The sequence below is a fragment of the Caproiciproducens sp. MSJ-32 genome (assembly GCF_018918055.1).
Classification (GTDB): Bacteria; Bacillota; Clostridia; order Clostridiales; family Clostridiaceae; genus Clostridium.
This window is the reverse complement of sequence record NZ_JAHLPS010000014.1, coordinates 64561-76740: the sequence shown is the minus strand read 5'-3', so window position 1 is coordinate 76740 and position 12180 is coordinate 64561. Positions and strand designations below refer to the sequence as shown.

General features: G+C 28.5%; 11 protein-coding genes. 1 reads left to right on the top strand and 10 read right to left on the bottom strand.

Going from position 1 to position 12180, the window contains the following annotated elements; all coding sequences use genetic code 11:
* Positions 1–167 precede the first annotated feature (167 nt).
* Genes KQI16_RS01920 through KQI16_RS01910 form a run of 3 tightly spaced genes read right to left on the bottom strand, consistent with a single transcriptional unit; the run spans position 168 to position 4526 of the window.
* Positions 168–1421 carry a SpoVR family protein gene (locus KQI16_RS01920; RefSeq protein WP_216431773.1) on the bottom strand — a complete coding sequence of 418 codons (1254 nt, stop codon included), beginning with the start codon at positions 1419–1421 and terminating at the stop codon, positions 168–170.
* Between the two features lie 2 nt (positions 1422–1423).
* On the bottom strand, positions 1424–2599 hold the full coding sequence (gene yhbH, locus KQI16_RS01915; RefSeq protein ID WP_216431771.1) for a sporulation protein YhbH: 1176 nt from the start codon (positions 2597–2599) through the stop codon (positions 1424–1426).
* A gap of 4 nt (positions 2600–2603) precedes the next feature.
* Entirely contained in the window at positions 2604–4526 is a 1923-nt protein-coding gene (locus KQI16_RS01910; protein WP_216431769.1) for a PrkA family serine protein kinase, read from the bottom strand.
* 261 nt (positions 4527–4787) lie between these two features.
* Here KQI16_RS01910 and KQI16_RS01905 point away from each other — a divergent pair, with 261 nt between their 5' ends.
* Positions 4788–5792: a hypothetical protein gene (locus KQI16_RS01905; RefSeq protein ID WP_216431768.1), complete on the top strand. Its 1005-nt coding sequence runs from the start codon at positions 4788–4790 to the stop codon at positions 5790–5792.
* A gap of 134 nt (positions 5793–5926) precedes the next feature.
* Here the strand turns inward: KQI16_RS01905 and KQI16_RS01900 are convergent, their stop codons facing one another.
* From KQI16_RS01900 to KQI16_RS01875, 7 genes are all read right to left on the bottom strand, one after another.
* The gene (locus KQI16_RS01900) at positions 5927–6565 is read right to left on the bottom strand and encodes a 4Fe-4S binding protein (RefSeq protein WP_119865563.1); all 639 of its coding nucleotides are present in this window, start codon (positions 6563–6565) and stop codon (positions 5927–5929) included.
* Positions 6566–6737: 172 nt separating this feature from the next.
* Positions 6738–8000: a sensor histidine kinase gene (locus KQI16_RS01895; RefSeq protein WP_216431767.1), complete on the bottom strand. Its 1263-nt coding sequence runs from the start codon at positions 7998–8000 to the stop codon at positions 6738–6740.
* Between the two features lie 13 nt (positions 8001–8013).
* Positions 8014–8136, bottom strand: a complete 123-nt coding sequence (locus tag KQI16_RS12835) for a hypothetical protein (protein WP_286172833.1) — start codon at positions 8134–8136, stop codon at positions 8014–8016.
* On the bottom strand, positions 8137–8709 hold the full coding sequence (locus KQI16_RS01890; protein ID WP_216431766.1) for an accessory gene regulator B family protein: 573 nt from the start codon (positions 8707–8709) through the stop codon (positions 8137–8139). It abuts the gene before it with no gap.
* Between the two features lie 200 nt (positions 8710–8909).
* A complete protein-coding gene (gene recQ, locus KQI16_RS01885) occupies positions 8910–10664 on the bottom strand; it encodes a DNA helicase RecQ (RefSeq protein WP_216431765.1) in 1755 nt (584 codons plus the stop codon).
* Between the two features lie 159 nt (positions 10665–10823).
* The gene (locus KQI16_RS01880) at positions 10824–11249 is read right to left on the bottom strand and encodes a hypothetical protein (protein WP_216431764.1); all 426 of its coding nucleotides are present in this window, start codon (positions 11247–11249) and stop codon (positions 10824–10826) included.
* 103 nt (positions 11250–11352) lie between these two features.
* Positions 11353–12072, bottom strand: a complete 720-nt coding sequence (locus KQI16_RS01875; protein ID WP_216431762.1) for a hydroxyethylthiazole kinase — start codon at positions 12070–12072, stop codon at positions 11353–11355.
* Between the last annotated feature and the right edge of the window lie 108 nt (positions 12073–12180).

Genomic DNA, 12180 nt, shown 5'->3' with positions numbered 1-12180 from the left:
CCGCCGACTTCCTTCAGATTCCACCTCGCGGTGGACACCCTTGTCTTAGGCTAACGGTTGGCACTATCAACCCCCGTATCGGACTTTCACCGACAAGATTACGCCCATGCCGGGCGCACATAAAAAAAGAAGATTGTTTTCAATCTTCTTTTTATAGCAGCCTCAAGTTAATTAATAACTATATTTTTATTTTCATCACATATAATTTCAACTTCTCTATTTTCTTTAGTTTTCGTTATAAGACTTATTTTCCCTTCGAAAAGTCCTTGGATATATTTCATAGTTTCTTTAGCATAGGAAAGCTCCAGTTCTCTTCCATCAAAAACATGTTCCAATTTTAATTCATAACTTCCTTTATTATATTCTACTATTTTTATTAATGGAATAGCTGCCACTCCGCAGGTATTTGAAAGTTCATCTCTAATAGCCTGCCAGCCATTTTCATCAGCTACTTCTTCCACTACATATTCAAAGTTCTTTTTCCCATATTTAAACAAATTCAATTCTTGACATAATTCCTGGGTTAAATATCTTCTATAAAAGGAACTATCTCGCTCTAATTTTCTAACTTCAAATATTTTTTCCCTTCCATATCTTCTTTCTATATCTTCAAAAATTTTGAAGCCTATATAATAAGGGTTTAAAGAGCCTGTTGTTGGTGCAACAACATCATTATGGCGCCTTATAAATTCCAAATATAATTCTGTATCTAAGTCAAGCTCTTTTAAAATATTGTAATGCCAATAGCTTGCCCATCCTTCATTCATAACCTTAGTTTCTATTTGAGGAATAAAATATTCCGTTTCTCTTTTTACTATTCTTAATATATTTTTTTCCCATTCCTCTAATTCACTATGCTTAATTAAAAATCCAATTAGATCTTCTGCTGAATCTTCTTCTTTAAGTCCAGCTACTCTTGGAATTTGATATCTTATAGAATGAGCAGCATCTATAACTCTTTCAACTTTTTCATATCCTATGTCAGGATCATCTATATAACTTCTTATAATATCTGCATCCAACTTAAACATTGAAATTACTTCTTTTGCCTTTGTTCCTTCTACAAATAATCTATTGTTTTTAAAAAAGTCATTGTGCCCATAAACATGAGCCATAGTCAATATCTGCATAAGCAGGGTATTTTCTCTCATAAGATATGCTAAGCATGGGTTTGAATTAATAACCATTTCATAAGGAAGTCCCGTTAAATTTAAAGAATAAAGGGTTTTATTTTTATCATAAGCCTTTCCATAACTCCAATGAGGATATTTTGAAGGCATACCAATATAGGCTTCATAACCAAGCATTTCATTATAATCAATTATTTCAAACTCTTGAGGGTAGAAATCTAGACCAAATTCTATTGCCTTATTTTCAATAAATTCATTCCATTTTATTAATTCATGAATATTATAGTCCATCTCTACTCCTCCTTTAATTCTTTAGATAACATAATTTTTATGCCTTCCCACAAATCCCTTTTTTCCTTTATCAATATTGGAATAAAATTTTTATCTTTAATTTCATTAGTAAATCTATAATACATGGTAGTAGAATAGGTTGAAGGTAAAAGCTCAGCATATCCAAACATATTGCTTATTTTACAAAGTTCCTTTAGGGCCTTAATAGCTCTTTCATTATCTTCACTCCAGTTATCTCCATCACTTCCATAGATAGTATAAATATTCCATTTTTCCTTTGGATACTTCTCCCCTATTAAGTCTAAAGCAGCATTTAAACCACTTGAAATATAAGTTCCACCAGATTCAGACTTATGGAAAAACTCGTATTCATTTACTACCTTTGCTATGGTAGTATGAGATATAAATTCAAAAGCAACATTATTATATTTTTTTCTTATAAATCTAGATAAGATGTAGAATAAGGATCTTGCTAAATATTTTTTGCTACTATCCATAGAACCTGAAACATCCATAATAAAGATCATTACAGCATTACTATCTTTCCTTGGCTTTTTCTTAACTTTATAATATCTAAGGTCTTCTTCTTTAAAAGGAAATCTCTCAATTTCAACCTCTAATCCTGCTTCTTTCAAGGCTCTTTTTTTCCCTTGCTTTCTAGCAATCTTAGATATTACAGTTTTTTTCTTAGCAAGCCTTGGTCTTATTCCATATCTTTGATATCCTCTTTTCTTACCTGTACTTTCTGTTAATATATCTGAGTACTTTTTTTTATCAAGGTTAGGGAGTTCTAAATCTTCTGTAATATATTCCATAAGCTCTTCTAAAGTAATTTCAGTTTCATATATGTCATCTCCCTTAGCTGTACCAGCACTGCTGCTTCCCTTTTTATTACCACTTTGCTTAGTATCAGAAAGTTTATCCCCCTTCTTTTCCTCTCCAGAACCAATAGCTACTCCCTTATTGTTTTTTCCATAAATAAATTGATATTCTTTAATTCCCCTAATAGGAATCTTAAATTTTTTATTCTTACTTTCAGCAATTATACTTTCTTCAGATAAAATTTCACTTAAATTTTCTTTAATTGATTTTTCAACAAGCTGTCTATGGCGCCTTCTATCAGCAATAGATCTATCATGCTGAATATTATTATCTAAACTATCTCTAAAAATCGCCATACTATCAATCCTTCCAAAGGTTGTTTGCAGCATATTTCAAGATTATTTCGCAGCAATGCGGACAATATCCTTTATTCTGCATTTCTTGAAGCATAGCATGATATTTACCATTTTGCTCTTTACTTCTTACTCTAGCCTTTGTTATTATCCTCGAAAGATCCTTAACAGAAGACAATAATTTCTTTTCTACTGCTTCTTTTAAAGGCTCATAGGAAGTGTATTCAATCTTTTCCCCATTTCTAATAAGATAAAACATATAGGATGTAACATCTGCCCTAAAGCCCTTTGCAGAGTTTTCAGAAATTCCTATTTGCTCTTCTATACTTCTCATAAAATCTTCATCAGGATTTAATTCTTCACCAGTAGTAGGATCTTTTACTTTACTCTTATTAATATAGGCTTCTGCATTATCTATATAATTATTAAACAAACTATCTGCTTGTTCTTTATAAGAGTGAATAAAGGCCTTTAAAATTTCTTTTTCTAAGATTTTATTATATTCCTTACGTATAGTATCTTGAATTAACTCTAGATATTTCTTTTTCTCTTCAACAGATGTATCCATTTCTTTAACTGATTTTGTAAGACTTTCTAACATATTAAGAGGATTTAGGCAGTTATATTCTGAAGTTGTAATTGCATTATCAATAGCTTTTATTATAAATCTTGTGCTTATTCCCTTCATTCCTTCATAGCTGCCAGCTTCTTCTCTTAACTCATTAATATCAATTCTCTTTGTTGTTCCTTTTTCAACTATTTCCTCACCATTATATATTCTAAGCTTCTTAATTGGATCCACTTTATTTGAAGGAGAAATTCTAGATAGTATAGCAAACATAGCTGCAACTTCCATAGTGTGAGGAGCTATATGAGCTTTAAATTTACTCTTATTTAATATCTTTTTATAAATCTTGACTTCTTCATCAAGTTCTAAGCAGTAAGGAACTTCAATTTTTACAATTCTATCTAATATAGCTTCATTGGTATGATCTGATTTAAACTTATTCCATTCTGCTTCATTAGAGTGAGCTATTATAAGTCCATCAAAGTAAAGCATAGCCCCTTTACCTGGAGAAGGTATTGATTTTTCTTGAGTAGCAGTAATTATAGTATGAAGATATTCTACATCATTCTTAAATACTTCTATAAATTCAACTAAGCCTCTATTTCCTACATTAAAAGCCCCATTTAAGGAGAAAATTCTTGGATCATCTTCTGGATATAAGTCCATTTTAGATATGTCTATTGAGCCTGTTAAAATTGAAGTATCTTGATTATTTGGATCTACTGGAGGAACAACGCCAATTCCTCTTCTCGATCTTATAGAAAACTCCTTAGTTTCAACTGGAAATCTCTCATATTCTCCATTATATTCATTTAACAGTCTATATCGGCAAATTGGACATAGATCTCCTTCAATTTCTACTCCTAAAATTTCCTCAAATTTAGATCTTAAATGTCTTGGTACTAAATGCAGTGGTTCTTCATGCATAGGACATCCCTTAAGAGCATACATAGGCTCAGATTCAACTAAGGCTTTTTTTAATGCTTCAACTATAGAGGACTTTCCAGCTCCAACTGGTCCAACTAAATATAATACCTGCCTAGCTTCTTCTCCCTTCATAGAAGCTGAATATAAATAATTTACTATCTTCATTAAAACTTTATCTATTCCAAAAAAATCATCTTTAAAAAAACCATATTTCTTTATTATTTCATTACCATGTATTCTTCTGATTCTTGAATTTTCCTCCGGCCTTAGTATTTCAACACCTTTACTTATAATCAAATCATAGATTCTTTTATGTGAAAGTTTTGCTATATCAGGGTTCTCCTTTACTTTTTCTAAATAATCTAAAAATGTTCCTTCAAATTTTTCCTTATTTCTACTTTCTCTATCGCTTTTGATAAATTCTTCAAAGTTCATTTACTCCCCCCCTTTAATAAAATATATTCCTATTGTTGTGAGATTTATTACATTAATATATTTTTAATCATTGAAAAAGTGTCTGTAATTATATAAGAAGTGCAGGGAAGAAAAATCTAAAGAAATAGTTAAGAATATAAATTATGAACAAGAGTTTTACGAAGATATTTACGGAAAGAAAAATAGTAAGTAAAGTAAAAAGTAACATTTCTAAAGTGAAATACTTATAATATATATGAAATAAGATAATAGGGGTTTTTTATGTATTTCAGTAATTTTGATAATTTTTCACCTTATAGAACAGATGATTTTGATGTAAGACAACAACAGCCGCCATTTGGTAATATTCCTGGCCTTCCAATTTTCCCAGGCTTCCCTGGCAGTGGTCCTGGCTCTGGTCCTTCCCAGGGTGGAACTTCTCCAAGTACAGGCTTAAACATAGGTCCACCACCTAATATAACACCTAAAAAGAACGATCCTGGAGTTCAAAGCTTATCTGCAAGTTCTGGTCCTGCAGGAGGCCCTACTACTTTAGCAGTTAGTCCTGGATCAATTAGTTTCTGTTTATTTAAATTTACTTATATTTGGGAAAGAAGAGGAAGAAGCTATTGGGCATATATTTTAAATGTAGACAGAAGAACTGTTTCTGGTTTAAGATGGTTCCGTGGAAGATGGGGCTTCTGGGGAGTTGATTTAAGGCAAATAGATTCCTTCATATGCTATAGAGATAGCAGCACTTGTACAAATTGCAGCGATAATAGAAATTCCATAGAAGATAAATTTGAATTTAAAAAGGAATATAGCCAAAATGGTGAAAAAAATACTTATATTAGAGTTTTAACTTCTATTACTTTACCTGAAATAAAAGATGATTATACAATTGATTACTTAGGAGAAGTTGATGGTGAAGAAATAACAGCAAGAGTTCCTTGTAAGAAAGCGAGAAATAATAAATACAGAATAGTTTTAAAACTATCCTATCCTGCAAAATTCCATAGAGAGCTGATTAATGATCTAAATTCTGCTGCCTTAGATGCCTCATATAAGGCAGAAAGTGTACTAAATAGCTTTAGAGATACTGATACTTTCTATACTCCATTAGATATTTTTGATCTTTCTGTTCAAAATATTGATAAGACATTAGATATATTTGCATCAGAATTCTACTCCAAACTAAGAACATTAAGACTTTCTAAAGATACACTTAGAGATATAGATTTTTCAATTATAAAAGAAAAACTAGTGGAAGACTGGCATGTAATATAGACCAAAGGCTATATTGCAGGGGACAATTAACAATTGAGTTTAATTTTAAAAGGGCTATCACAAGACCTTGAGGTCTTATTGTGATAGCCCTTTTTCTATATCAATTGTATTTTTATTTCACTATTATAAAATTATTAATAACTAATTGATTTTTTAGGGCAAGCTGAAAGGCACTTCCCACATTGAATACAATCTGGATGGCTTAATAAATTTCCCTTATACTCATAAGCTGCTATTCCAAAATAACATTGCTTTTCACATATTTTACAGCTTACACAGCTTGTTGATACCTTTAACAGCCTTTTACCTTTTCTAATTCTTGAAATAAAAGAGGCTATGGTTCCCATAGGACAAAAATTACACCAAGTTCGACTATTATAAAAGAAAGACAGCACTATTCCTATTATGCTTGTAATAACTATCATTCTATAAAATACTAGTCCTATGCCATATAAATTACCCCAATTTTTAGAAATACCTACTGCAAAAATAGACATCATAAGTATTACTACTAAAATTCTAAAAAAATTAGATTTTAAAAACTTAGGAGCCTTTTTATTATTACTAATTTTAGATAATAAATTATCGTAAAAACTTCCCCTTGGACATATATTTCCGCACCAAAATCTTCCCTTAAAGATAGAAAGAACAACAGGCCCTAACATACAGCCAATTGCTGCTAATGCAAACCTCAAGTCAAATAAGCTTAAAATAATAAAAGCAAATAGTACAACATAAGAATACCTTTTCCAGAATTTTAATAACTTCCCCATTTATATATCTCCTCCGATTATTAATTTTTCTTTATCGTCAGTTATTATATAAAATGAGGAAGAATTAATCTGTAACAATATCACAAACTCCCAACTCCACACTCCTAACTCCTAACTCCTAACTTCTAACTCCTAACTCCAAACTCCCATATGTACTGATAATCTTAAAATCCTAATTAATATGTAAAGGAAACTTTATTGTAAATTCTGTTAATTCTTTAGTACTTTTTACATTTATATCGCCCTTATATTTATTAACTAATTCCTTTACTATGTACAAACCGAACCCATTCTCTTTATTTTTATTTTCTTTAGTAGAAAATCCTTGCTCAAAGATTTTCCCAATAATATTCTTATTAATTTCAGGTCCATTATTTTGTATGCTAATTACTATACTATTATAGTCATAAAAACTTTTTATCATTAATAGACCTTTTCCCTTTAGTGCTTCAATAGAGTTTTTTACTATATTAGATATAATTCTATGCATATCTAACTCATTTACCTTTATGTGTTCTAACTCCGCTCTTTCATCTATTAAAACATCTACATCCATCAAGTCAATTGAATTAACTATTTGAGCTAAAAGCGAATCCTCTCTGCTTAAAACCTTAACTTGTGTTGAAATATTATTACCTTCTATAACACTTTTAAATAGTTCTCCTAATTTTTCATAATTCTTCATTAGATATGCTCCATACAGATAAGAAATTTGAGAACCATAATCATGTTTAATCTTTTTCAGCTCATTAATTTTGTTTTCTAATTCAATATTTAACCTATGTATTTCCCTTGCTTTTTTATCAATATTCGCAAAATACCAAGTAGCAGCAACAATCAATATTCCTAAGAAAATAAATATGATTTCCTTGAAAACGGGATTATCTTTATCATTAGTTATTAGGGAAAAGGCCATAAGAAAATCAAGGACTAATGTTCCCATTATTAAAGTAATTGTTCCTGAAACTCTTGATTTAAACATTAAATATACCTTATGAACAGCTGTCATATTTGTTAAATACAAATATGAAACTATAAATGAAGGTAGATACATAAATGTTATCATTACTATAAATTCATATTCCCTAGGAACACTAACAGCATCTGTAAAAAATGTCCACATAGTTATTCCTGAAACTGCCAATATTAAAATAATAACATAAACTATACTAAACGCAATAGTGGCAGTTAATTTGTCCTTATTATAAGGTATAATCACTAAAGCTAATCCTACAATATGCATTAGTATTATTGATAAACTATAGTTTCCCATTATAGAAGTAATTAATATAGTTACTAATGCTGAAATTATTGCCCACATAGCAACTTTTATTTTATTTATTTTGTATTTTTCTCCAATACAATAATTTATAGTTGCAAAAATCATGATGTATTGTAAAATTGTGTTAAAAACATCAAATAATCCCGTATACATATTCCAACTGCTCCTATCTTGTTTTCTTAATTGAATCTGGCATTTCTTCTACACCTATCCCACCTAGAGAAGCCGGTGCTACGTTAACTAGAACTGAGCCTAAGAATAATAGGAAAGCGCCTAATGATTTTTTCATTTAAATCACATCCTTGATATTCTTGTATTTATTAAACATTAAAATAGCTTGTACAAAAATTGTCCAAACTATTATTTGAGAAAGCCAAGTAACTTTAAACATAATAATTGATAATACGACTAAGATTAAAGAATTTGTAATACCAATCTTTCTGTTTTTATTAATAAGCTCTTCCCTTGTAATAGGCATTTTTGAATTTATTATAGGTGCCTGATTATATATAGAAAATATGCTTATTATATTTAAAATAATAGAGCTTATTAAATTTAAATAATTATTTTTATATAAAACTATTATAAATGCTACAACTATAAAAGTAGCAATAAAACACTTTACTTGAGTATCTTCATGATATCCACCAATAAATGGTTTTGTAATTGACATAATAAAAATTATAAGTAAACTTTCTTTAAAGTATCCTAATATAGAAAATATTATTAGTATCAATAACATTTTTATTATTTCATATGTTATAACCTTTAAAGAATATATAGACTGCTCAATTTGATCTTTAGTAAAATTATTATATTCTCCTATATTTTCTACGAACTTACATAATAATTTTTCTATCATTTTATATACCCTTTACCATAATTTTTATATTACATATTATATAATAAATTTGAATAATTTTCTACATTTTCGATATGATATTTTTCATTTTTTGTAAATTATTAAATTTTTGGTAAAAATAAGAATTTTACAGAATTTTCAATCTGTAAAATTCTTACTTTTTGATAATTTAATTATAATCACTATTAAACTTCCAAAAATTAACTATTAATAATTTTTAAAAGTTCTTCTCCATAACTCTCTAATTTTTTTGCTCCCATACCTCGAATATTTAATAATTCTTCCTTATTTCTTGGAAGCCTATTAGCTAGTTCTATTAGAGTAGAATCTGAAAATATTATGTATGGTTTTATCCTTAAAGAATTTGCCTTTTCTTTCCTCCACACTCTTAATTTATTGAACAACTCCCTATTTTCTATTTTTTCTTCTACATCATTACTTAGTTTGCATATTACTTTTTCCTGAGATTTTAAAACTCTTATTGATTTATTATTTAATTTAAGCATAGAATAAGTACCCTCTTTTAAGTTTACATATCCTAGTTCTAATAAGGTCTTTATTAAATCTCTTATAAACTTGCTGCTATAATCTCTCATTATTCCATAAGTAGAAAGCTTATTTAAATTATTTTGAATTATTTTAGGACCAGTAAAGCCTCTTAATATATCAACTAAAACAGATATTCCATACTGCTCTTTGCTTCTATAGACGCAGGATAATATCATTTGGGCTTCTATCGTATAATCCCTTAACTCCTCATTTTTTAGACAATTGCTACAGCTATTGCAATAATCTCTAGCCTTTTCCTCTCCAAAGTAATTCAAAATGAAATGCCTTAAACATTTGTCACTCTCACAAAAATCAATCATACTTTGAAGCTTTTTTATTTCAATTTCTTTTCTTTCATTACCTACAGTTGTATATATTAAATATTCCAAGGTTCTTATATCGCTTCTATTATATAAAAGATGGCATTCTGTCTTTTCACCATCCCTGCCTCCTCTTCCTATTTCCTGGTAATAGCTTTCTATATTCTTAGGCATAGTAAAATGAACTATAAATCTTACATTTGATTTATCTATTCCCATTCCAAAAGCATTAGTTGCAATCATAACATTTTTATTATCATTTAGAAATTCCTCTTGATAGTAGTTCTTTTCTTCATCCTTCAAGCCTCCATGATATTTAGCAACAGAATAATTTCTTTCTTTCAAATAATTATATAATTCATCTACTTCCTTTCTAGTAACACAATAAATTATCCCTGCTTCTTCTTCTTTCTCTCTTATTATATCTTTTACAAACTCAAGCTTATCATCTTCTTTATGAATGGCAATTTCTAAATTCTCTCTATCAAAACTTCCTATGTATGTATATGGATTAATTAATTCCAAAAGATTATATATGTCCTTTCTTACTTCTTCAGTTGCTGTTGCTGTAAAGGCTGTAACTATTGGCCTTATATTTAAACTTTTTATAAAGGGAGCTATTGCCCTATAACTTTTTCTAAAATCATGTCCCCACATAGAAACGCAGTGAGCCTCATCAATAGCAATTTGACTTATCCAAAGCTTTCTTAGCATTTTATTAAAATATTCACTCTCTAATCTTTCAGGTGCAATATATAAAATCTTAACTTCTCCATTGTAACATCTTTTTAATATTTCCTTTATTTCAGCTAAATTCTGGGTACTATTTATAAACTCTGCGCTTATTCCCATATCTCTTATGGAATCTACCTGATCCTTCATTAAAGATATTAAAGGAGAAATAACCAAAGTTATTCCATTTAAAATTAAGGCAGGAATTTGATAGCATACTGATTTTCCACCGCCAGTGGGCATAATACAAAAGGCATCACGTCCTCTTAAAATATTAGAAATTACTTCATACTGTCCTTCTCTAAAAGATCTGTAACCAAAATATTTTTCTAGTAATTCTAATGGCTTATTCATTAATGCACCTCCTTTATTTAAAAGTTCTCCACATTTTTTATCCTTAAAACATTTATTTATAATTTTACTATAGAAAAAGGGTGTATTCAAAAATATTTTTAAATACACCCTTTAATTTATATTACTAAATTATTCTTAACGTTTACAAAAATAACATAACTAACTATTTAATTTATCTATGATTTTCTGATTCTCTTCTTTTGTTAATTTTAACTTATCAGTTATACTTGTTAGCCTATCAAATAATTCTCCTTCTTCTATAATTCCTCTTATATAATTTGTTATTGTGTTATTTATTTCTAATATAATCTGAAGAGCTTCTATTCTATCTTCTTCCTTAATTGTATTATCTTTTACAAGCCTAAATAATATATAGCCATAAACTGAGCATAATTCCACGTAATCTTTAATTTCTCCTGAAGTAATTTTATTTATCTTATATTCTATCTCAATAGGTGAAAGGAGTTTATAAACATCATTATTAATATTAAAATGTATTGCTGCATTTATAAACTCATCTTTTAATTCATCTGTTACTTTTTCTTCAATATAATTTTCAACTAGTTTGTATATTATAACGTCCATTTCATTACTCCCCCTAAATTTTCCTTACTTATAATTTATCATATATTCTTATAATTTTAAATTCTATTATTTGAATTTACAAAAAAATTTTAATATATTATGTTTAATTAAAAATATAAAAACCTATATGAAGACTTTTAAGTCTGCAATATAGGTTTTCTTTATCTTTGCTATATAAATTCATCTCACAAACAAATAAGATACCAACTGCTATTAAACCAGATAATATTAATCCCCTTGATTTTAGCCCGTCTATTTGATTTTCTATAAAGAATTCACTAAATCCATCTGTTGTATAATAATCTTCTGCCTCTGCCACCAATACTAAATTATATTTTCTAGAAAAACTTCTAAGTTGAAGCCTTAGCTTTAAATTATCTTTTATTCTTATTTCATTATTAATTAAATTACTTATTTCCCATTCTAATAGAGAAATAAATTCTTCTAGTGTTCCCTTTACCACATTAATATTGTATCTTCCTATAAACTCTAGTACTGTCTCTTTTTTAAAAAATGACAAATTCACCTCATTAATATCTAATACTATAGGTATTCCCCTGAAAAATGCAATTCTTATAGCTCTTTCTATTTCATTAACATTTTGCTCTGTTAGAATATCCATATTAATTAATAAGCAATCTGCATCATAAGTTAATTTTTCAATATCTTCTATAGAATTAGATATTAAAGGAATTCCGCAATAGTTTAAAATCCCTTTAAGTAAATCCTTTACATTTATTGAATTTGAGATACAGTGTATAAGAGGGCTTTTTCTTCTTTGTAATTCCAAACTCTCCTTAATGAATCTTTTGCCAATATTCATTTATAATAACATCCTCTCTTACATCCTGAAACAGTTTGTATATCTTATTCTCCATTATTTTTTCTGTTCCACATTTTTCTTATATATTTTATATATTATTTATATAGA

Bases quoted from the DNA above. Each gene is read 5' to 3' on its own strand.
- recQ (WP_216431765.1), bottom strand. From the start codon at position 10,664: ATGAATAAGCCATTAGAATTACTAGAAAAATATTTTGGTTACAGATCT.
- KQI16_RS01890 (WP_216431766.1), bottom strand. From the start codon at position 8,709: ATGATAGAAAAATTATTATGTAAGTTCGTAGAAAATATAGGAGAATAT.
- KQI16_RS12835 (WP_286172833.1), bottom strand. From the start codon at position 8,136: ATGAAAAAATCATTAGGCGCTTTCCTATTATTCTTAGGCTCAGTTCTA.
- KQI16_RS01895 (WP_216431767.1), bottom strand. From the start codon at position 8,000: ATGTATACGGGATTATTTGATGTTTTTAACACAATTTTACAATACATC.
- KQI16_RS01905 (WP_216431768.1), top strand. From the start codon at position 4,788: ATGTATTTCAGTAATTTTGATAATTTTTCACCTTATAGAACAGATGAT.
- KQI16_RS01880 (WP_216431764.1), bottom strand. From the start codon at position 11,249: ATGGACGTTATAATATACAAACTAGTTGAAAATTATATTGAAGAAAAA.
- KQI16_RS01900 (WP_119865563.1), bottom strand. From the start codon at position 6,565: ATGGGGAAGTTATTAAAATTCTGGAAAAGGTATTCTTATGTTGTACTA.
- KQI16_RS01910 (WP_216431769.1), bottom strand. From the start codon at position 4,526: ATGAACTTTGAAGAATTTATCAAAAGCGATAGAGAAAGTAGAAATAAG.
- KQI16_RS01875 (WP_216431762.1), bottom strand. From the start codon at position 12,072: ATGAATATTGGCAAAAGATTCATTAAGGAGAGTTTGGAATTACAAAGA.
- KQI16_RS01920 (WP_216431773.1), bottom strand. From the start codon at position 1,421: ATGGACTATAATATTCATGAATTAATAAAATGGAATGAATTTATTGAA.
- yhbH (WP_216431771.1), bottom strand. From the start codon at position 2,599: ATGGCGATTTTTAGAGATAGTTTAGATAATAATATTCAGCATGATAGA.